This is a genomic window from Phenylobacterium sp. J367 (assembly GCF_024699985.1).
GTDB lineage: Bacteria > Pseudomonadota > Alphaproteobacteria > Caulobacterales > Caulobacteraceae > Phenylobacterium.
This window is the reverse complement of record NZ_JAJONA010000001.1, coordinates 3,427,104-3,446,353: the sequence shown is the minus strand read 5'-3', so window position 1 is coordinate 3,446,353 and position 19,250 is coordinate 3,427,104. Positions and strand designations below refer to the sequence as shown.

Sequence of the window (19,250 nt, the reverse complement as noted above, 5' to 3'; positions counted from 1 at the left end):
GGCGCTGGCGTGCTCGTCCCCGCCGTCGTCACTCTGTTCTTCGCGTGGGGCTTCGCCACGGTCCTCATCGACACCTTGATCCCGAAGCTAAAGGGGCTCTTTGCCCTTAGCTACGCGGAGGCCATGCTGACGCAGTTCGCCTTCTTCATAGCCTACCTGCTCGTCTCGGTCCCCGCGGGCATGTTGCTGGCGCGCATCGGCTACCTGCGGGCGATCGTCACCGGCTTGGTGGTCATGGCGGGCGGCTGCCTGATGTTCGCGCCCGCCGCACAGGCTGGCCTCTATGGCGGCTTCCTGGCCGCCCTGTTCATCATGGCCTGCGGGATCACCACCCTGCAGGTGGCGGCAAATCCGCTGATCGCGAACCTGGGCTCGACGGAAACGTCGCACAGCCGGCTAAACCTCGCCCAGGCGTTCAACTCCTTCGGCACCTTTGTCGGTCCCTTCGTCGGCGCGGCGCTGATCCTGCGCGGCGGAGTCGAGACGCCCGATCCAGCGAGCATGTCAGCAGACGCGCTGGTCGCCGTTCGCGCCGCGCACGCCCACCAGGTGCAGTTGCCCTTCCTGGGCATCGCCGCCCTGCTCGTTGTGCTCGCCGCGACGATCTGGGTGCTCCGCAACTCGCCCGCGGTCCCCAGCGCCGCACCCAATGAAACCCGGCTGTCGTCGTTCTCCCTCCTAACCAAGCGGCCGCGGCTGGCCTGGGGGGTCCTGTCGATCTTCCTTTACGTAGGCGCCGAGGTCTCGATCGGCAGCCTGATGATCAACTATCTAATGGAGCCGCGCACTCTTGGCGCCACCGCAGAGGCCGCCGGGCGCCTCGTCGCCTTCTACTGGGGCGGGGCGATGGTGGGGCGCGCGATCGGTTCCGGTCTGATGCTGCGCGTGCCGGCCGGCCGAGTGCTGATGGCCTGCGCCTTGGGCGCGGTGGCGCTCGTCGTCGCCTCCAGCGCCTCGTCAGGGTGGCTGGCGGCGGGGAGCATCATCGCGGTCGGCCTTTGCAACTCGATCATGTTTCCGACGATCTTCAGCCTCGCGATCGAAGGTCTACAAGCCGATACCCCGCAAGGCTCCGGACTTCTGTGCATGGCCATCGTGGGCGGCGCCGTCGTGCCGGTGCTGACCGGTAGCCTGGCGGACCACGCAGGTCTGGCGCTGGCGCTTCTGGCGCCCGCCGCCTGCTATCTAGGGATTGCCGCCTTCGGCCTGCTTGCCTCCACCGGCAAGCTCGACGCGCGGCCCAGATAGCCACACTTCGGGAGATACACACTTTGACTTCCAACCAGTGTCTCGTCGGCGACATCGGCGGCACGAACGCGCGCTTCGCGGTCGCCGACCCCGCCGGCGCGAGGGCAGAACTCCGCCAACCGTTGAGCCTGGTCTGCGCGGAATTCGCGAGCCCCGAAGAGGCCATCGACCGGTATTTCGAGACGACGGGTTTGCTGCGGCCCTCTTCCGCCGTTATAGCGATTGCTGGTCCGGTTAGAGGGGGGAGGCGTCAACCACGAACGGAGCCTGGCGACTGTCGGAAGAACGTCTGCGCGCCGCCGGCTTCCAAACCGCGAGGCTGATCAATGACTACACGGCGCTCGCGGCGGCCTGCCCGGTCCTTGTTCAGGACGATGTAGCCGGGATCGGTCCTGACCTGGAGCGAAGCCCGGGCGAGAACATCGCCATTGTCGGGGCCGGCACCGGGTTCGGCGTGAGCGCCCTCGCACGCTGCGATGGCTGCTCCATGACTGTGGTGAGCGAGGGCGGGCACGCGGCATTCGCACCCTGCAACGATCTTGAAATCGAGATCCTGAAGGTCCTCACCGGTCGATACGGGCGCGTCTCCGTCGAGAGAATCCTGTCGGGCGGCGGCATCGGGGACCTTCACTGGGCGCTGGCGCGCGTCCATGGCCGCGACGAGACGCGGCTCAAGGCCCACGACATCGTGAGTCGGGGCCTGACGGGCGACGCGGTCTGCGCCGAGACCCTTGAGCGGTTCTGCGAGGTCTACGGCTCCGTCGCCGGGGATTTCGCGCTCGCCTTCGGCGCCCGAGGCGGGGTGTTCCTCGCCGGCGGCATCGCGCCGCGCATGGTCTCCCTCCTGCAGTCCGGCGGATTCCGTCGCCGTTTTGAAGACAAGGGACGCTTCAGCGCCTATACGGCCCAGATTCGGTCCGACGTGATCGTCTATCCTCATGCCGCCCTGATCGGCGCCGCCACCCTCGCACCGGTGACTGCCAAGCCCGCCGACGCCGGAGCTTGTCGTCCGGTGAACGCCCGGGCACTGGGTTGTCGGAACGATCGCCCGGTTTAGAGTGATCCCGTGATGGTGAGGCTTCGCACCGCGGGGCCCAGACATGAGTAAGGCACTGAATTGGCGACCATCGAAGACGTTGCGAGACACGCGGGGGTTTCGATGAAGACTGTCTCGCGGGTCTTGAATAATGAGCCTCACGTCCGCGAGGAGCTTCGCAAGCGCGTTCAGGGGGCGGCAGCGGCCCTCAATTATCTGCCAAACCAGGCGGCCCGCCGCCTGGCGGGCAAGCGGTCCTTCCTGATCGCCTATCTCTATGACAACCCCAACCCAGCCTACGTCTTCGCGGTGCAAGCTGGCGCGGCGCGGCGCTGCCGGGAGCTCGGCTGTCACCTCGTCGTCGAACCCATCAACAGCAGGTCGGAGACGTCGAGCGACGTCATCCACCGGCTGATGGTAATGCTCGCCCCCGACGGGATCATCTTGACGCCACCGCTGTCCGACAACGCCGACTTGGTTGCCGCGCTCAAGCGACAGAACGTCCGCGTCGCACGCATCGCGGGCGCCGTTCCCGGGAATGACATCCGCATCTTCATGGACGAACAGGGCGCGGGCCGCTCGGTGACCGCGCATCTGCTGTCGCTCGGGCACCGGCGGATCGGCATCATCCGGGGACACCCTGAGCATTCTGCCGCTGCGAAGCGGCTCGACGGCTATCGCGAGGCGCTGACGGCGGCGGGCGTGCGATTCTGACGCAAAGCTCGTGGCACAGGGTTATTTTGACCTGCAGTCCGGTGTCGAAGCGGGGCGCAAACTGTTGTCGATGCGCGAACGGCCCACCGCAGTGTTCGCGACCAACGACGAGATGGCCCTGGGCGTCGTCATCGCCGCCCGCGAGCAAGGCATCAGCGTGCCGCAGGACCTTTCGCTCGCGGGGTTCGACGACATCCCGCTCAGCCGTCAAATATGGCCGGCGCTGACCACCATCCGCCAGCCTCTGGAGGAGATGGGATGGTCCGCGGTCGAGGCGCTGCTGAACGGCAAGTCGGTCAAGGCCGAGATCGAGCTTCCATTCGAGCTCGAGGTCCGAGCCTCCACCGCCCCGCCTCCGCGGGACTGAGCGCGTGGGTGTCGTTTCCAACGAGCTTGTCACGGCTTTAGGGGGCAATGCGGTTGCGTGGCAGCCGGCGGCGCCTTGTCGGCGGAGTTGATCATACGATGTCAGGTGCGCCACGTGCCTTGCTCGGCCAGGGCGTCATGCGCGATGATACACCCGCGATTGGGCTGAAAGACCTACAAGTCTGCGCCGCCTGTCCCCATCTCCTCCCTCCGCCGCCTTGTCTCTTTGCCATAGCAGCATCGTCAACCACCTGATGTCGCGAATCCTGAAGTCCAAGCCGGCTCGGCGCTCAAAGCTTTTGGGCATGCGCCTCATCCGCGGTGGCGTATTCCTAATGGGCGCTGCCGACCGATATCCCGAAGAGGCGCCTGTGCGCAGCGCCAGCGTCGGCGACTTCTGGATCGATGAGCATCCAGTGACAAACCGCGAGTTCGCCGCTTTCGTAAACGCGACAGGATACCGGACTTTGGCCGAAGTCGCCCCCGATCCACGAGATTACCCAGGCATGCCGCCGGAGATGGCGGTCGCCGGGTCGGCCGTATTCATGCCGCCGGATACGCCAACCGGGACGGAAGACCCCACCCGTTGGTGGAGCTTCGTCTTCGGCGCTGACTGGCGGCATCCCCTCGGACCCCATAGCCGCGCCGAGGATATCCCCGATCATCCGGTGGTTCACGTGAGCTATGGGGACGCGATGGCCTACGCCCGTTGGAGGGGAAGACGCTGCCTACCGAGGCGGAATGGGAGTATGCTGCGCGGGGCGGCCTCGCCGGGGCCACCTATTCTTGGGGCGAGACGTTCGAGCCGGATGGCAAACCCCAAGCCAATTACTGGCAAGGCCGCTTCCCCGAAGAGAATACGCTTGCCGACGGCTATGAGCGGACCTCGCCCGTCGGAGTCTATCCGCCGAACGGCTATGGTCTCTACGATATGATCGGCAATGTATGGGAGTGGACGACCGATTGGTATGCCGAGGGGGCCGCAGAGACGGGGCGGAACTGCTGCGCGCCTGCCCGCGCGCGCACCGCCGCCGAACACGAAAGCTACGATCCGGCGACGCAGCACATGCGGATTCCGCGGAAGGTGCTCAAAGGCGGCTCGCATCTGTGCGCTGAAAACTATTGCCAGCGCTATCGGCCTGCCGCCCGCCACCCGCAGCCGATCGATAGCCCGACCTCGCACATCGGGTTCCGCTGCATCGTGCGGCGCTAAGTTCATAGCTCAGCGCCTACAACCTCCACCGCCCCAACGCCGGCCTCGAAGACCTCAGCCCCTGGCAAAAACTGACAACGTTCTTGGCAAGGACATCTAGGCTGGAATCGGCTCTTTCTCGCCGAGCGCGTCGAACTCCTTCAGGAATGCCTTGCCCTTAGTGTCGCCGAGTCCGGCGATGACCTGGCAGCCGATGTCGGCGCGGGTGCGTTCGCGGGCGAGCTCGCGCTCTCGCCGGCCGTGCCACTCGACCATCTGGGCCCAGAGGGGATCAAGAACCGCTGCGGCAGGCTTCATCCCGCCGGAGACTGTTTTGAGCGTGAAGCTGCGGAGCTCGGAAAGCGCCACGCGGAGATAGGCTACGTGAATCGCCTCGTCTTGACGGATGCGCTCAACGATCTGCGCGGCCTGCTCGGCCGCCGCCCGGCGGTCGGTGAAGTTGGCCGGACTGCGGAAGACGGCGCAGCAGAAGGCGAAGAAGCTCTCGGCGCGCACCTCGATGAGAAGCACGTTCATGAGCATCTTGATCAGCGCCTCGAACTGCGGCGGCAGGTCGGGCAGCTCGCGCTCGCCGGACTCGGGGCGCGAAATGTTCTCCGGGACCTCGGGCAGGGGGTAGGCGTCCTTGCCGAAGACGGCGTCGCGGACGGCGAACCACATCTGGTCGTGAGCCCGAGGCCTGGCGTGCGCGGATCGCCCCCGCCCTCGTCCCAGCCGTGGGCTTCGAAGAGGCCGCTTGCAGGTGGCCGAGCGTCGTTTCGGAGAGGTCTTCGACCACGACGTCCTGGATGTTAGGCATGGCGGTCGTGGCAAGCACCTTGCCGCGCGCCTCGATCACGCCGGTGACGGTGAGCGAGTTCCAGAGCAATTGACCGAAGCCCGCCGAAAGCAAGAGCCGCTCCTGGGCGACGTTCGGATAGTTGGGGAGCTTGAGCAGGCTCGTGGTGGCGTCGAGTAGTGGGAAGCCGCGCGCCTGAAGCGCCGCGCTCCAGGCCGCCACCGCCGGCCAGCGATTCTTCACCCGGGGCGAGACATAGGCGCCCGCGGAATCCAGCCCGCCGTGCAGCCGGTAGCCGCCGCCTCATGAGGCCGGGCGAAGGTGTGGCTCTCGATCAGCTCGTCCCGGCTGTAGCGCAGCTTGGCCATTGGCGGTCCTCCGCAGAGTAGCCTGATACCGCCGCAAGGCGCTGTCAACGTGACGCTGGCGTCAGGATTGGCTGAGACGATATGCAGTGACGCAATCCTGACCCGACGCACTTTCCGGCGCTACAAACGGATCGGTCGCACCGAGCTTTTCGAAGGGTGTCGCGACGTGCCGGAAGTGCTTCAGCTTGAGAATAAGGTGCGAATTCCACGTGATGGTGGGCACGGACTCCACGCGAAGGTGGGCAGCCATTCCACGGGATGGTGGGCGCCCCTGACCTGAAGGGGTGAGCACGGTTCGGCCGACAATCTGAGGGCTAAGGAGCCCCTCTGTGTGTGAGCAGGGGGACCCGATGCCGAGCGAGAGATTGTCGATGCGCCGGATACGAGAGTTGTTGCGCCTGAGGTTCGAGGTCGGCCTGAGCACCCGGCTGATCGCGAGGTCGCTGGGGATCAGCAAGGGCGCGGTGAGCGACTACCTGCAGCGGGCCCAGGTGGCGGGGCTGGGCTGGCCGTTGCCCGAGGCGCTGGACGACACCGCGCTGGAGCGGAGGCTGTTCCCCGGCCAGCCGCCGAGCAAGGCGCCGCGGGCCGAGCCGGACTGGGCGGCCGTGGACCGGGAGCTGCGGCGCAAGGGCGTGACTCGCTCGCTCTTGTGGCAGGAGTACCGGGCGGAGCATCCCGAAGGTTACGGCTACGCCTGGTTCTGCCAGCACTACGACGCCTGGAAGGCGCGGCAGGCGCCGACCAGGCGCCAGCGGCACGTGGGCGGCGAGAAGGTCTTCGTCGACTACGCCGGCGACACCCTCGAGGTGATCGATCCCGAGACCGGCGCGGTCCGGCCGATGAAGCTCTTCGTGGCCGCCATGGGGCGTCGAGCTACGTCTATGCCGAGGCCCGGCCGAGCGAGGGCCTGGCGGACTGGATCGGCTGCCATGTCGGGCTCTTCGCCGCCCTCGGCGGGTCCCGGCGACCATCGTCTGCGACAACCTCAAGGCGGGCGTGGCGCGCGGCGACCGCTACGAGCCGCAGATCAACCGCACCTACCAGGACCTGGCGCGGCACTACGGGACCGCGGTGATCCCGGCGCGGCCCTACAAGCCGCGCGACAAGGCCAAGGTCGAGCAGGCGGTGCTGCTGGCCGAGCGCTGGATCCTGGCGCGGCTGCGCAACCGGCGCGTCTTCGGGCTGGCGGAGCTCAACGCCGCAATCGCCGAGCTGGTGGCCGAGCTCAACGGGCGGGTGATGCGCGCCTACGGCCTGAGCCGCGCGGAGCTCTTCGCCCAGGTGGACGCCCCGGCGCTGAAGCCGCTGCCGGCGGCGCCCACGCCTTCGCCGAGTGGAAGGTCTGCCGGGCGGGGCTCGACTACCACGTCGAGATCGACGGCTCCTGGTACTCCGTCCCCTACCGGCTGATCCGCGAGCAGGTCGACGTGCGGATGAGCGAGCGCACGGTGGAGGTCTTCCACAAGGGCCAGCGCGTCGCCAGCCACGCCCGGTCCCCAGGCCGCCGCGGCCACACGACGATCCCCGAGCACATGCCCAGCTTGCACCGCCGGCACGCCGAATGGACGCCGGCGCGCCTCATGGCCGGCGCGCAGAAGATCGGCCCGGCGGCGGCGGCGCTGGTCTCGGCCATCATGGCCGAGCGGCCGCATCCGGAGCAGGGCTTCCGCAGCTGCATGGGCATCCTGGCCCTGGAGAAGAGCTACGGCCGCGCCCGTCTGAAGGCGGCCTGCCAGCGCGCTGTCAACGCCGCTCGAAAAATCCGCGGAACCGCCGAAGTAAAAATCCCCACTTCCGCCGGTCAGCCCACTGGGTTGGCGTAGCCATTTTTCGGAGGGCGACCCCGAGGAGGCGGGATGGGCGTCACGGCGGGCGGCGCGATGCTGGCCTTGGAGCGGACGTGCTCGGGCATTAGCTCGGCGTGCTGGCGCAACCGGTAGCTTGAGCCCTCGATCTGGATGACGACGGCGTGGTGTACCCTCGCGCGAGATCCGCCGCTCCAGGCGCAGTACCGAGCGGAACGGCGCCAACGGCAGCGGTCTGAGGTGCGGCCGCTCTTCGCCGAAGGCCTCGTTGACGATCCCCGCGTTCAGCTTCGAGGAGCGCATCGGCATCATGGCCGACCGCGAGGCGGCCGAGTTCGACAGCAAGCGGCTGACCGCACGGCTGAAGTTTGCCGCGCTCCGCCAGGACGCCTGTGTCGAAGACCTCGACCTGAAGACGCCGCGCGGCCTGGACCGCGCGCTGCTCGCCCGCCTCGTCGCCGGCGATTGGATCGGCCGCCATCAGCAAAATGATCGGCACGTGCTTCTCACCACGGCCGGTGGAGTTCCGCAGGTCCTCGACGACGTCGAGGCCAACCTGCCCAAAGGACCTGGACGTCCGCTCGGTCATGGACAACTACGCACAGAGAAGATCCCGCTCCGCGCATGGCTGGAGAAGCGGCGCCGCTGGCACGTCCACCTGACCCACAAAGCTCCTCCTGGCTCAATCAGGTCGAACCGTTCTTCGCCCTGCTAACGGAGAGGTATATCTGCCGCGGCGTCGATCGCATGTCGCCGATCTTGAGGCGACATCTCAGCCTTCATCGACCGCCACAACGCCGATCCTAAGCCCTTTCGCTGTGGACCAAGTCCGCTGAGACTGACTGAGGCCGTGTAAAAACTCGCCGCGGCCAAAATCCCGCGCAAGATCCCGCCGCGCAACAGGCGAAACATGGCTGGATTTTGCGCCGACCGGCCCGCGAGTACATGCGCGAGCAAGATCATTGCGCCGAAGATTCCGGCGGCTGAGCTTTTACACGGCCTCGACTCCTTGCTTCCCGTCGAACGCTTGTGCGTCTACAACGCCATCGCGAGCAATCACGAGCCGGCGAACTTCTGAAGTGGGGCACTAGCGGAACGCCAGTCCCTCGAAGTCGCCGCTGCTGCGCCAGCCCGCCAGATAGCGGAAGAAGGCGGTGGGGCCAGCCGGAAACCCAACGTTGTAGCGTGCCGCCGCTCCTGGATCCTGGCCCTCGTTATTGTAGTAGCCGGGTGTGCAGTCGGCGGAGCCCACGATGCGCCCCATGCCGGTCAGCAGCAGCTCTACCCAGGCCTCCTGCGCCTCCCTCGTGACCTCCACCTCCTTGGCGCCCCGCTCCAGCGCGGCGGAGACCACGGCGGCGATGGTGCGGCCCGATTCCGTCAGGTTGTGCGGCACGTTCGAGATGAGGTTCGCGCCCTGCGTTGGTTGGACGAAGAAGGCGTTGGGGAAGCCGTGCACGTGGACGCCGTGCAGCGAGCGCATCCCCTCGCTCCACGCCTCTGACAGCTTCAGCCCGTGGCGCCCCGTCAGGTCGAAGCCGGCGCGGCGCCTGTACTCGGTGCCGACTTCAAAGCCCGAGGCGTAGATGATGCAGTCGACCTCGTATTCGCGCCCGGCGACGACGAACCCCTTGTCGGTGATCGCCTCGACGCCCTGGCCGTCGGTGTCGACGAGGTGGGTGTTCGGATTGTTGAACGCCTCCAGATACTCGTCGTGGAAGCACGGCCGCTTGCAGAGCTGCCGGTACCAGGCCTTCAGCTTCTCGGCTGTCTCCTCGTCCTTCACGATCGTCTCGGCGCGGGCGCGGATCTCCTCCATCTTCTCGAAATCGGGTCCTCGTAGGCCGCCAGCATGTTCATCGGCGTGCGCTGATCAGGCGGCAGCTGGGCGATCTTCGCGCGGATCCGCCGCGAGAGGTCCGTCCAGCCGTCCTGCACCAGGTCCACGTCGGCCGCGCCGCCCGCCTGGTTCTCGGTGAAGTTCTCCAGCCAGCGTTGCTGCCAGCCGGGCGTGGCGATCCCCTCGAACCACTCCGGGTCGATCGGCTGGTTGGCGCGCACGTCCACCGACGAGGGGGTGCGCTGAACGACGTAGAGCGTGGCGCAGGCGCGAGCGAGGTGCGGCACCGCCTGGACGCTGGTCGCGCCGGTGCCAATGATCGCCACGCGCTTGTCGGCGAGCTTCTCCATCAGCGCGCCACTCGGATCGCCCCCGTGTAGGCGTAGTCCCAGCGGCTCGTGTGGAACGAATGGCCCCTGAACCGCTCGATGCCCGGGATGCCCGGCAGCTTGGGCACGTGCAGCGGACCGGTGCCCAGGCCGATGAAGCTGGTGGTGAACTCGTCGCCGCGGTTGGTTCGGATCACCCAGGCGGAGCGCGCCTCGTCCCAGGAGAGGTCTGTGACCTCGGTGTGGAACAGCGCCTTTTCATAGAGGCCGTACTGGCGGCCGATCCGCCGGCACTGCTCTAGGATCTCCGGGGCATGGGCGTATTTCTCGGTGGGGCGGTGGCCGGTCTCCTCCAGGAGCGGCAAGTAAACCATCGAGGCTGTGTCGCACTGAGCACCGGGATAGCGGTTCCAGTACCACGTGCCGCCGAAGTCGCCGGCCTTGTCGAGGATGCGCAGGTCGCGAACGCCGGCCTCCATCAGCCGCGCGCCGGTCACGAGGCCGGCAGATCCGCCCCCGACGAACGTGAAAGTGACGTGATCGGTCACCGGGGGCGCTGTACGAAAGGCGTGTAGGGATCCTCAAGATAGTGGGTCAGGTGCGTGCCCCGGAGTTCGAGGTACTGGGCGTTCCCCTCCGGCAGCAGGCGCTTGTCACGCTCGGTCCGGTACCTCTCCAGCAGCGCCTGCTTGTCGATGGGCCGCGTCGCCGCCGCTGTTTCGCTCATCAATTGGACCTCCGAAAGTGCTAAGCACAGTGTGCAGGATTTTACGACGCGTTCGACGCGCCGGAGAAGGGACACGGACGCCGAACCGGCCTTACCGGCGGCCCGGAAAGCCGTTTGACCCGTCGTGAGGAGTTCGTTGCCGATAAGCCCAAGCGTACGGCCGCAGGGGACCACAGAGGTCCGGCCGAAGCGAACCTCAAGCCGGACTTCGCCATCAATAGGCCAACGCCAAGCCGCCGAAGAGGGCGTCAAGATATCCGCAGAAGTCAACTTTTGGGTGCTGTGCTGCTGGTGCAGCACCATGTGTACGGTGCCGATCGTCCGGGCGCCCCGATCGCTTTAAGTGCGTGCGCTCCTTCGGAACGACGCCGCACGCGCGGTTCGAGGAGCGGCGGGAGCTGTTGGTCCATTGCAACGACGAACGCGACCGATTGCGAGATCCGGGCTGGTGGTTTCCACCGATGTCCTGATCCGGCTCCGTAACACGCGTCGATCGTCAGCCCGGAATGGTTTGAAGAACGCGTCATCGGTCGCCGCGGCCGCTTCCCGCGAATTCCGCGACTGCGACGGCGGCCTTGAACCAGATCGCTTCTTAACCCTAATCGCAATACGGACGCGGCTTCGGGATAAGAGCACGATGGGTACTTCAGCACGGGGGATTGGGGCGGAAAGACTGATCAGGAAGCACATGGGACTCGCACTGGCCGTCGCCGCAGGCTTTGCACTCGCCACCGCCGCCGAGTGCGCGCCGGTGCAAGCCACCGTCGCCGAAAAGGTCGTGAGCAGCGATCGGTTCCCGAAGCTGACGGCGACCTATCCAGGCGGCGTGACAGCCCATCCCGACTTGGTCTAGTCGCAGATTAACGGCTTCCGCCTGATTACGCTGGACCTCTACGCGCCGCCCAAGGTGGGCGGGCCGAAGCCGCTGGTGATCTACGTCCACGGCGGCGGCTGGATGATCGGCACATCGCGCAGCGGCCAAGCCTTTGCAGACTTCCCGAGCGTGCTGGCAAGCCTCGCGGCGAAGGGCTACGTCGTGGCCTCGCTAAACTACCGGCTGGGCGCCGAGGCCAAGTTCCCGGCGGCCCACGGAGGATGTCGACGCCGCCATCCGCTGGCTGAAGACGCACGCCGCGGACTACGGCATCGACAAGGCCCGCGTGGCGATCTGGGGCGGCTCGGCAGGCGGCCAGTTGGCCGCGCTCGCCGCTACGGACTGCTCACCCGCCGGCGACGCGGGCGGCGAGAGCGACTGCGTGCAGGCCGCCGCCATTTGGTTCGGCGTCTTCGACATCCCGGCCCTGTCGAATAGCGACCTGAGCTACTTCGCGGGCCAAGAGGCCAAGGCCAGCGCGGTGAACTTCCTCGACGCGGCGGATCCGCCGTTCCTCCTGGTGCACGGAGACAATGACCACAGCGTGCCTGTCGGCCAGTCCCGCGAGATGTTCGAGAGGCTAAAAGCCGCCGGCGTGAAGGGCAGTTACGCCGGGGCCGAGCCATGCACGTCCGTCTGGATCGGCGCGAGTTTTCGGCGCCACGTCCCATAGCCGGCGAAGGCGCCCGTTCCTCCGAACAGAAGGATGAGGAGGGTCTGGCCCAGATGATTGCGCCAAGTGGGGATCGCGATCGCCACGACGAGGTCGGCGACCAAATTGCCGATGAGGAAGCCGACAACCAGATGGGCCGCGAGCGAGACGTATCTCATGGCGTCGGCGGGGGCGGTTCAGGCCTGCGGACGAGCTTGCGCCGCCCCCGAGCCTTTCTCCGACCTCCGCGTCGTGGCGGCAGGTTCGCCCAGTAGATCGACGAACAGTGCGGCGTCATCCTCACGGGTGATGAAGCCGGGCAGCTCGCGCCGTAGCCAGTCCGGCAACTCGACCTTCGAAAAGGCGTCCTGACCCTTCTCCAGCCGGTAGAGGATGAAGGCGCCCAGCAGCACCTTGCGGCGCGTGTCCTTGGCGCGTTCCTGTTTGCTGAGTTTGGTCTGGAGGGTTTTGCGCTGGGCTTCTAGTTGCGCCAGGCGCTCGGCGATCGTCCGCTTTGCCATCGTCCTCTCCCGATGCACGCCCCCTCGCGCCTCCACCATAGCTGGTCCCGCTTGAGCCGTCACCAGTTCCAAAGCTTTCGGCAAGTCGTCGCAGCCGTGTTGCCACGACTAGGCGGTGTCCATACCTTCCGACTGCGTGCTGTTTGCGATTCCGAGGGTCGTCACCTCCGCTGCTTGCTCTGCGCTTCTCTGATGCGCTGCCAAGCTTGTTCACATGCGGGGCACCCCGAGTTGTCTGAGCAAAGTGAAGACTAGCGAAGGAGCGCACTTACGAGTTGCTGTGCAACTCAGCGCTTGTTAGCTTCAGATCGACGGACTTGAGGACGCTACGGGGCTTGCGCACCCTGGGCCCGCCAGGATCGCCGCAGTGCGCGGCGCCACCTGAGTGTTCGTCATGGCGATCTATCACTTGGCGATGAAGCCGATCAGCCGCAGCAGCGGGCGCAGCGCGGTCGCCGCCGCCGCCTATCGCGCCTCGCAAAGGCTGACCAACGAACGCGACGGCCTGACCCACGACTTCACCCATCGGCGGGGCGTGGAGCACACCGAGATCGTGCTGCCGGAGGGCGTTGAGGCCGAGTGGGCGCAGGACCGTTCGCGGCTATGGAATGCGGCCGAGGCGGCGGAGACGCGCAAGGACGCGCGGGTGGCGCGTGAGATCGAGGTCGCGCTACCCCATGAGCTATCCGCCGCCCAGCGTCTTGAGCTGACGCGGGAGTTCGCGCACGAGCTGGCCGATCGCTACGGCGTGGCGGTGGATTTCGCGATTCACAGCCCGCACGGCGACACCGACGTGCGCAACCACCACGCCCACATCATGCTCACCACCCGGAAGGTGGAACAGGATGGGCTCGGCAAGAAGTCTGACCTGGAGCTGGAGAACAAGAAGCTCGCCGCGCTGGGCCTGCCGACTTCGCACGACCAGCTCCGCGACATCCGCATGGATTGGGAGGATCGCGCCAACCGGCATCTGGCGCTCGCCGGCCACGACATCCGCATTGACCACCGTTCGCACCACGACTGCGGCCTGGAGATCGAGCCCACCCAGCATATGGGCGTTCACGCCACCCAGATGGACCGGCGCGGGAAGTCCGTTGTGCGCGCCCGTCAGGACGAGGAGCAGGCGCGGCGAAACGCCAAGCTGATCCGCGAAAAGCCCGAGCAGGCGCTGACTCTCGTCACCAACGAAAAGAGCGTGTTCGACCGCACCGACGTGGCGCGAACATTGCACCGCTACATCGACGATCCTGACACCTTCCAAGCGGCATTCGCCAAGGCGATGGCGTCCCCCGCATTGGTCGAACTGCGGCCCGAGCAAAGGGACGAATTCGGCCGCACGCTGGAGCCGGCCCGCTACTCCACCAAGGAGATGATCGCTGTCGAGCGGCAGATGGCCGAGAGCGCCGACCGGATGGCGGAAAGCCGGACGTTCGGCGTCAGCCGCGGCAACGTCGAACAGGCCATCGCGGATCGGCCCTTCCTAGCGGAAGAGCAGAAGGCGGCTGTCCGCCACATCACCGGTCCCGAACGCATCGAGGCCGTGGTCGGCATCGCCGGGGCGGGCAAGAGCACGATGCTCGGCGCCGGGCGCCAGGCTTGGGAAGCCGAAGGTTATCAGGTCATGGGCGCGGCCCTGGCCGGCAAGGCGGCGGAAGGATTGGAGGAGTCCTCCGGTATCCGAAGCCGAACGCTGGCGAGTTGGGAACGCAGTTGGGAGCGCGGGCGCGACATGCTCGGCCCGCGCAGCGTGCTGGTGATCGACGAAGCCGGGATGGTGGGAAGCCGTCAGCTTTCGCGGGTCTTGGCCCAGGCCGATCAGGCGGGCGCCAAGGTGGTGCTGGTGGGCGATCCCGAACAGCTCCAGCCGATAGGACCGGGCGCGGCGTTTCGAGCGGTGGCCGAGCGCGCCGGCTTCGTGGAATTGGGCGAAATCCGCCGACAGCGCGAAGGCTGGCAGAGGGCGGCATCCGTCGACTTCGCGCGCCATCGCACAGCCGAGGGGCTGGGCGCCTACGCTGAGCGCGGCGCCATCCGCTTCGAGCTCGACATCGGCGCGGCCCGTCACGCCATCGTGGGCGACGTGATCGCCGACATGGATGCGCGGCCGAACGGCTCGCGGTTGGTGCTGGCGCATCGCCGGGCCGACGTGGCGGATTTGAACGACGCGATCCGCGCCGTGCGCCGGGGCCGTGGCGAACTTCAGAACGAGCACCTCTACCAGACGACGGAGGGCGAACGCGCCTTCGCGTCTGGCGACCGCATCCTGTTCCGCGAGAACAACCGCGACCTCGGGGTGAAGAACGGCATGCTGGGCACGGTGGAGCGAGCCGAGCCCGGCCGGCTGGAGGTCCGCCTGGACGGCGCCAGAGGCCCCGGTACGGGACGGGCGGTGTCCGTTTCGATGGCCGACTATGCGGCGGTGGACCACGGCTACGCCACCACCATCCATAAGGCCCAGGGCGCCACAGTGGACCGCGCCCATGTGCTGGCGTCCGGCACGATGGACCGCCATCTCACCTATGTCGCCATGACCCGCCATCGGGACGCCGTGACGCTCTACGCCGGCCGAGAAGAATTCACGGACGTGGCGGCCTTGTCGTCGCGACTCTCGCGCGCCGGGCTGAAGGAAACCACGCTGGACTACGCAGCGCGGCGCGGGCTCGAACAGCCCATCGTCGTGCCAGAAGGGTTGCAAACAGGGGCGATGCGGCGTGGGGCGCGGGACCGTACTCCCGCTTCAGATGTCGAGCCGGCGCGTAAGCGCGGGATGTTCGATGGTCTAACGCTGAACCCACGCCGGCCGGCGCCGGCGATGGGACGCGTTGAGGCCCTGCCGCTGTCCAAGTCGGATCGCGTCGCGCCAGCGCCACGGCAGCCGCTGGCGCAGGCGGCGGAGCGTTATGCGCAGGCGTTGGACGGCGCAGAGCGGATGCGCGCCCAGGCGCTACCGGTTCTGGAGCATCAGAAGCGGGAATTGCGCGAGGCGGCCCGCGCGCTGGACGCGGCGCGGCCAGGCGCGACGCGCGACTTGCACAATGCGCTGCGGCACGAGCCGGCGACATGGCGGGCGATGCGGGATCTTCGCGGCCCGGAACGCGGCGCCGAGCTAGCCGGCGCCGTCCGCCGTGAGGAGCAAGTGCGGCGCGATCCGGTGCTGAAGGCCGACCGCCTCGTGAACGAATGGAAGCGGCTGGAGGCGCAGCGCGACCGGCTGCACGGCTGGCGACATGCTGAGGCGCGCCGCCGCCTCGAAGGCCGCATGAAAGCGATGGCGGGAGCGCTCAAGGGCGATCCGCAGTTGGAGTCTCTGGTGCGGTCTCGCGCGCCCGCCTTGGGCGTGGAGCGGGGCTCGGCGCTGACCCGGGTGATCGCGGCGCCGGGCGCCCGGCAAGCGGCGATGGAAATCGGGCGAAGCCGGGACCCCGGCATGTCGTTGTAGCGGGTGCGGAGGGCCAGGATGGCGGTTGAACAGGCGGGCGATCCCGCCCAGGCGTTCGAGGATTTGCGGGCCGAGGTCTCGGTGCTGCGGCGGGCGATCGAGGCCCTGCCGGCGGCCATGCGTGAGAACCGGCCCCCGGACTACAGCGCGGACCTCGGCGTCATCGGCAAGGGATTGGACGAGCTTGGCGAGCAGTTGGACTCCATCCTGGAGTCGCCTGCGCTGCGCCTGACGCCTGAGCAGCAGGGTCAAGCCATCGCGAACGCCGGAACGGCGCTGGTGCGCGAGGCGGCGCAGAGGCTTGACCGGGCCGCCCAGGAGGCCGAGCGCGAGCGGTCGCGGCTGGCGGGCATCGTCGGCCAAGCCTGGGCGCAGGACCGGCAGTTCAAGCTGCTGTGCTGGACCGGCGGCGTCGCCTTGGCGGTCGGGCTGGTGTTGTCGCCGATCATCGCAGGCTTTCTGCCGCTCGGGGTCAACACCCGCGTCGCGGCCCTGGTCATGCGCCAAGATCGGTGGACGGCCGGCGGCGACTTGATGCGTGCGGCCAACGCCGAGGGCTGGGCTCAACTTGCCGCCGACACCACACTTGTGAGCGACAACCGAGAGGCCGTCGCGGCCTGCCGCGCTGCGCTGGCCCGCAGCGGCAAGGCGCAACGCTGTTCCTTGACCCTGAACCCGGCGCCGATGGCGCAACAGCGGCGAACCGCCACGGGTGGGGAGTGAGTGTGGGGGCGCTACCGTCGCCTAACGTCCTTAGGTTCCGATCCGGTATTCCGGCGCGACCCAATCGCTGGTCCAGTCCAGGGCTTCCGAGAAGGCCATGATCTGCCCGTACTCTCGGGCATAGGCATCCGCGACCTCGGCACTGTGGATCAGCACTGCGTTTTCCCAGGACGCCGCCGCGTTGGCGCTGATGTTGTAGCTCCCAGTCCAGACCCGGCGCGGCACCACGCAAGGGTCGCCCGCGTCGTCTCGTCCGTGTTCGCAGAAAACCAGGAACTTGTTGTGCATCCTCGGCGAGGCCGCCTTCTTGTCCCGGTTGTGGTTGCCCACGCATCGGACTGGGGCGATGCTGGGGTCACACGCATAGCTCAAGCCGGCCACTCCGCCGGGCAGATCGTAGCGGGTCAGGGGTGAGGGCAGAGCACCGTAGAGCTTACGTAGGTTCTGCGCCCAGGCTCCCCTGTACCCCAGGTCGGGCCTCAGAAAATCCTCCTTTTGGACGACGATGCTGACGTGCTCGCATTTGGCCAGCGCCTGTAGGACGGCATTATCCGTAAGCCACGCGACACAGCCGAGAACCACGGTGGATTGCTGAATTTCGTCGATCAGCCGGGCGCGTTGGTTTCGAAAGATGACATCGATCTTCGCGACCGCAGACAAGCCATGATCCACCTGGGCTTCCGGGTGACCGTCGGTGGGGACCCCCAACTCATTGAGATTCACTGCGTTCATTGTTGAGCTTCTCCGCGCCCCTGAAGCGAGCGGCCCCTTTCGAGGCCTCCAGGCCAGCCATTGCCAAGCTTAGCACCGCCGGGCGCGAGATGGTGTCTCATTCAAGCTGAGCACCACCCGACGTGATCGCACGGGGCGACCTGGGAGCGCCGCCCCCTAGGAACTCTGCTTGAGCCGCACGCCTGGTCCAACAGCGCTTGCGTCATCGGCTTCCAAGAACAGAACGCCGGCGTTCTCTAGAGCGCGCTGCACAGCTTCGACGTTGGCGGCGGAACTGCGGCCAGGGCCAAGCTGGCTCTCCATGCGAACAATGGTCGGGAGCGACAGCCCCGATGCCTTTGCCAAAGCCGGCTGGCTCCAACCCAACAATGCGCGTGCCGCCCGGATTTGAGTTGCCGTCAACATGTCATGATAATTTTCTAATCGTATGAGATGATTTCATGTTGACGCCCCGTCGCCTCCGCGCGATCATAAAGTTATCATAGGTGATTAGAAGGCTTCGGTCATGGACTCGCGTCGCAAGACGGGCGTCGAAGGCGTGCGCCTGCCTGAACTCTCCAGGCGCGCCGTCATCGCCGGAACTTCGGTTGCGGCCTTGGGCGCCGCTAAGCCGGTCGCGGCGACGGGCGCTATCCCGCCGGCCGCTACGTTGGTCCCTTCGGACGAAGGGACGAGGCGGTGCGCGCGTTGGCTGGCGATCGAGGCCAAGATCGCGCGTCTCCAGACGCGCTGGGCCAAACTGGAAACTTGGCTGGCGAAAAATCACAATTGGTTCCGCCTGAGCCCCGCCGAGCAGCAGGCCTTACCGTGGGCGAAGGAGCTGCGCGACATCGACGGCTGCCTGGACGTGCTGTTCGAGCAGCGCGAAGCGGCGCTGAAATCCATTCCGAGTTCCGGTTCGGCCGACCTGGAATCGATCATTGCGAAGTTGGCCGTGGTGGAGCGTCTGATCTGGCGCGAGGAACACCCGGAAGTTCACGCCCTGATCACCGGAGCACGCCGAGATCTCACGGCCATGTCACGCCGGCATTCGGAGACCGGCTAGCCGCCGTTCCAGACGGCCCGTACATGGAAGCCGCCTCGACTTTGAAGGTGTATGATGCCTCCTCCGCCTGACGACCGCCGCGATCCTGTCGATGTTTCCGTCGGCGCACGTATCCGTTTGACTCGCAAGATGCGAGGGGGCTCGCAGCAGGCGCTTGCCGAGGCGGTCGGCGTGACTTTCCAACAGGTGCAGAAGTACGAAAGGGGCACCAACCGCGTGAGCGCTTCGATGCTGGCGCGGATTGCGGCGGCCCTGGATGTCCCGGTCGCCGAGTTCTTCGGGCCGGTCGAAGCGGTGTCTCAGATCAGCGACGATCTTGCCGCGATGTTGGGTGAGCCGGGCGCGCTCAAGCTGCTAAGCAGCTATTGCCGGTTGCCGCGTGGCCACAAAGCAGCGCTCGTGTCGTTCATTGACGCCTTGTCCAAGCCCGAGGGACCCAGGTCCTAGCGGCAAGGTCTGTGTCCGATACATCGACAGCCAGAAGTTTGAATCTCCGGGGCTATGACACCGCCCTGACGACCGGCTCTCCGATTGTGGTGGTCACGGAACCTCAGCGGCTTCGAGCGGTGAGCGTTCTGCGCCAGGCCCGCCGCCGGTCAACCCAGCTCGCTTCCTCCGCCTTCGGCTCCGTGCAGCTCCGCTCCCTTCGGGCGCGCTGGCGCGCGGGGTGTGACCGCCGGCTCATGGCCTGTCGCCTTGGCTCCCCATGAAGCCGCGGGATGGTCCCGCGGCGGATCAGGAGAACCACCATGGCCAGCAAGTCTCAATCCCCAGCCACCCAAACCTCTGCTGCTGCCGAAGCGCCGCGCCGGCCGACCCACCGGCTGTACCGCGTCA

General features: G+C 67.0%; 18 protein-coding genes and 5 pseudogenes. 14 read left to right on the top strand and 9 right to left on the bottom strand.

The window, feature by feature from the left end; genetic code table 11:
• Positions 1-9: 9 nt before the first annotated feature.
• From LRS04_RS18415 to LRS04_RS28275, 5 genes and pseudogenes are all read left to right on the top strand, one after another.
• Positions 10-1,248, top strand: a complete 1,239-nt coding sequence (locus LRS04_RS18415; protein WP_257817576.1) for a sugar MFS transporter — start codon at positions 10-12, stop codon at positions 1,246-1,248.
• 23 nt (positions 1,249-1,271) lie between these two features.
• Positions 1,272-2,305 (top strand): annotated as a pseudogene (gene glk / locus LRS04_RS18405) (glucokinase).
• Positions 2,306-2,407: 102 nt separating this feature from the next.
• Positions 2,408-2,998, top strand: coding sequence for a LacI family DNA-binding transcriptional regulator (locus tag LRS04_RS18400; RefSeq protein ID WP_257817574.1), 591 nt, complete (start codon positions 2,408-2,410; stop codon positions 2,996-2,998).
• Between the two features lie 70 nt (positions 2,999-3,068).
• On the top strand, positions 3,069-3,365 hold the full coding sequence (locus LRS04_RS18395) for a LacI family DNA-binding transcriptional regulator (RefSeq protein ID WP_374576603.1): 297 nt from the start codon (positions 3,069-3,071) through the stop codon (positions 3,363-3,365).
• 253 nt (positions 3,366-3,618) lie between these two features.
• Positions 3,619-4,577, top strand: a pseudogene (locus LRS04_RS28275) (formylglycine-generating enzyme family protein).
• Between the two features lie 96 nt (positions 4,578-4,673).
• Here the strand turns inward: LRS04_RS28275 and LRS04_RS18385 are convergent.
• Positions 4,674-5,237 (bottom strand): hypothetical protein, encoded by a 564-nt coding sequence (locus LRS04_RS18385; protein WP_257817571.1) that lies wholly within the window; start codon positions 5,235-5,237, stop codon positions 4,674-4,676.
• A 357-nt stretch (positions 5,238-5,594) separates the two neighbouring features.
• The gene (locus LRS04_RS18380) at positions 5,595-5,723 is read right to left on the bottom strand and encodes a hypothetical protein (protein ID WP_257817570.1); all 129 of its coding nucleotides are present in this window, start codon (positions 5,721-5,723) and stop codon (positions 5,595-5,597) included.
• 350 nt (positions 5,724-6,073) lie between these two features.
• On the opposite strand from LRS04_RS18380, the pseudogene istA reads away from it, so the two are divergent.
• Positions 6,074-7,510: pseudogene (istA, locus tag LRS04_RS18375) on the top strand (IS21 family transposase); the annotation flags it as partial.
• Positions 7,511-7,799: 289 nt separating this feature from the next.
• Positions 7,800-8,246 carry an ATP-binding protein gene (locus tag LRS04_RS27090; protein ID WP_308238177.1) on the top strand — a complete coding sequence of 149 codons (447 nt, stop codon included), beginning with the start codon at positions 7,800-7,802 and terminating at the stop codon, positions 8,244-8,246.
• 372 nt (positions 8,247-8,618) lie between these two features.
• Here LRS04_RS27090 and LRS04_RS18360 read toward each other — a convergent pair whose 3' ends face one another.
• From LRS04_RS18360 to LRS04_RS18345, 4 genes are read right to left on the bottom strand one after another with little or no spacing between them, the layout of a single operon-like run.
• Positions 8,619-9,350 carry a hypothetical protein gene (locus tag LRS04_RS18360; protein ID WP_257817569.1) on the bottom strand — a complete coding sequence of 244 codons (732 nt, stop codon included), beginning with the start codon at positions 9,348-9,350 and terminating at the stop codon, positions 8,619-8,621.
• Positions 9,314-9,721: a hypothetical protein gene (locus tag LRS04_RS18355; protein WP_257817568.1), complete on the bottom strand. Its 408-nt coding sequence runs from the start codon at positions 9,719-9,721 to the stop codon at positions 9,314-9,316. The genes LRS04_RS18360 and LRS04_RS18355 overlap by 37 nt, the downstream gene beginning before the upstream one ends.
• Positions 9,721-10,248, bottom strand: coding sequence for an NAD(P)/FAD-dependent oxidoreductase (locus LRS04_RS18350; RefSeq protein ID WP_257817567.1), 528 nt, complete (start codon positions 10,246-10,248; stop codon positions 9,721-9,723). Before LRS04_RS18350 ends, LRS04_RS18355 begins: the two co-directional genes overlap by 1 nt.
• Positions 10,245-10,427: a hypothetical protein gene (locus LRS04_RS18345; RefSeq protein WP_257817566.1), complete on the bottom strand. Its 183-nt coding sequence runs from the start codon at positions 10,425-10,427 to the stop codon at positions 10,245-10,247. Before LRS04_RS18345 ends, LRS04_RS18350 begins: the two co-directional genes overlap by 4 nt.
• A gap of 688 nt (positions 10,428-11,115) precedes the next feature.
• Between LRS04_RS18345 and LRS04_RS18340 the strand changes: the two genes are divergently transcribed.
• The 3 genes and pseudogenes from LRS04_RS18340 to LRS04_RS18335 form a co-directional block, all read left to right on the top strand.
• Complete coding sequence (locus tag LRS04_RS18340; protein WP_257817565.1) at positions 11,116-11,280, top strand: hypothetical protein; 165 nt, start codon at positions 11,116-11,118, stop codon at positions 11,278-11,280.
• A 6-nt stretch (positions 11,281-11,286) separates the two neighbouring features.
• A pseudogene (locus tag LRS04_RS28270) lies at positions 11,287-11,514 on the top strand (alpha/beta hydrolase fold domain-containing protein); the annotation flags it as partial.
• 7 nt (positions 11,515-11,521) lie between these two features.
• A pseudogene (locus LRS04_RS18335) lies at positions 11,522-11,974 on the top strand (prolyl oligopeptidase family serine peptidase); the annotation flags it as partial.
• A 176-nt stretch (positions 11,975-12,150) separates the two neighbouring features.
• Here the strand turns inward: LRS04_RS18335 and LRS04_RS18330 are convergent.
• Entirely contained in the window at positions 12,151-12,474 is a 324-nt protein-coding gene (locus LRS04_RS18330; RefSeq protein WP_257817564.1) for a mobilization protein, read from the bottom strand.
• 394 nt (positions 12,475-12,868) lie between these two features.
• On the opposite strand from LRS04_RS18330, the gene traA reads away from it, so the two are divergent.
• Complete coding sequence (traA, locus tag LRS04_RS18325; protein WP_257817563.1) at positions 12,869-15,913, top strand: Ti-type conjugative transfer relaxase TraA; 3,045 nt, start codon at positions 12,869-12,871, stop codon at positions 15,911-15,913.
• Between the two features lie 18 nt (positions 15,914-15,931).
• Positions 15,932-16,636, top strand: coding sequence for a DUF6118 family protein (locus tag LRS04_RS18320; protein ID WP_257817562.1), 705 nt, complete (start codon positions 15,932-15,934; stop codon positions 16,634-16,636).
• A 30-nt stretch (positions 16,637-16,666) separates the two neighbouring features.
• On the opposite strand, the gene LRS04_RS18315 is transcribed toward LRS04_RS18320, so the two are convergent.
• Both LRS04_RS18315 and LRS04_RS18310 read right to left on the bottom strand, forming a co-directional pair.
• On the bottom strand, positions 16,667-17,368 hold the full coding sequence (locus tag LRS04_RS18315) for a phospholipase D-like domain-containing protein (RefSeq protein WP_257817561.1): 702 nt from the start codon (positions 17,366-17,368) through the stop codon (positions 16,667-16,669).
• 156 nt (positions 17,369-17,524) lie between these two features.
• On the bottom strand, positions 17,525-17,773 hold the full coding sequence (locus tag LRS04_RS18310; protein WP_257817560.1) for a helix-turn-helix domain-containing protein: 249 nt from the start codon (positions 17,771-17,773) through the stop codon (positions 17,525-17,527).
• A gap of 100 nt (positions 17,774-17,873) precedes the next feature.
• On the opposite strand from LRS04_RS18310, the gene LRS04_RS18305 reads away from it, so the two are divergent.
• Together LRS04_RS18305 and LRS04_RS18300 are read left to right on the top strand one after the other, a co-directional pair.
• Complete coding sequence (locus tag LRS04_RS18305; RefSeq protein WP_257817559.1) at positions 17,874-18,413, top strand: helicase; 540 nt, start codon at positions 17,874-17,876, stop codon at positions 18,411-18,413.
• Between the two features lie 54 nt (positions 18,414-18,467).
• The gene (locus LRS04_RS18300; protein WP_257817558.1) at positions 18,468-18,860 is read left to right on the top strand and encodes a helix-turn-helix domain-containing protein; all 393 of its coding nucleotides are present in this window, start codon (positions 18,468-18,470) and stop codon (positions 18,858-18,860) included.
• Positions 18,861-19,250 lie beyond the last annotated feature (390 nt).

Excerpts from the sequence above, each read along its gene's own strand:
- LRS04_RS18400 (WP_257817574.1), top strand. The coding sequence starts at position 2,408 with ATGAAGACTGTCTCGCGGGTCTTGAATAATGAGCCTCACGTCCGCGAG.
- LRS04_RS18395 (WP_374576603.1), top strand. The coding sequence starts at position 3,069 with ATGCGCGAACGGCCCACCGCAGTGTTCGCGACCAACGACGAGATGGCC.
- LRS04_RS18360 (WP_257817569.1), bottom strand. The coding sequence starts at position 9,350 with ATGGAGGAGATCCGCGCCCGCGCCGAGACGATCGTGAAGGACGAGGAG.
- LRS04_RS18310 (WP_257817560.1), bottom strand. The coding sequence starts at position 17,773 with ATGTTGACGGCAACTCAAATCCGGGCGGCACGCGCATTGTTGGGTTGG.
- LRS04_RS18300 (WP_257817558.1), top strand. The coding sequence starts at position 18,468 with ATGCCTCCTCCGCCTGACGACCGCCGCGATCCTGTCGATGTTTCCGTC.
- LRS04_RS18315 (WP_257817561.1), bottom strand. The coding sequence starts at position 17,368 with ATGAACGCAGTGAATCTCAATGAGTTGGGGGTCCCCACCGACGGTCAC.
- LRS04_RS18305 (WP_257817559.1), top strand. The coding sequence starts at position 17,874 with ATGGACTCGCGTCGCAAGACGGGCGTCGAAGGCGTGCGCCTGCCTGAA.
- LRS04_RS18340 (WP_257817565.1), top strand. The coding sequence starts at position 11,116 with ATGGGACTCGCACTGGCCGTCGCCGCAGGCTTTGCACTCGCCACCGCC.
- LRS04_RS18380 (WP_257817570.1), bottom strand. The coding sequence starts at position 5,723 with ATGGCCAAGCTGCGCTACAGCCGGGACGAGCTGATCGAGAGCCACACC.
- LRS04_RS18355 (WP_257817568.1), bottom strand. The coding sequence starts at position 9,721 with ATGGAGAAGCTCGCCGACAAGCGCGTGGCGATCATTGGCACCGGCGCG.
- LRS04_RS18345 (WP_257817566.1), bottom strand. The coding sequence starts at position 10,427 with ATGAGCGAAACAGCGGCGGCGACGCGGCCCATCGACAAGCAGGCGCTG.
- LRS04_RS18330 (WP_257817564.1), bottom strand. The coding sequence starts at position 12,474 with ATGGCAAAGCGGACGATCGCCGAGCGCCTGGCGCAACTAGAAGCCCAG.
- traA (WP_257817563.1), top strand. The coding sequence starts at position 12,869 with ATGGCGATCTATCACTTGGCGATGAAGCCGATCAGCCGCAGCAGCGGG.
- LRS04_RS18320 (WP_257817562.1), top strand. The coding sequence starts at position 15,932 with ATGGCGGTTGAACAGGCGGGCGATCCCGCCCAGGCGTTCGAGGATTTG.
- LRS04_RS18385 (WP_257817571.1), bottom strand. The coding sequence starts at position 5,237 with ATGTGGTTCGCCGTCCGCGACGCCGTCTTCGGCAAGGACGCCTACCCC.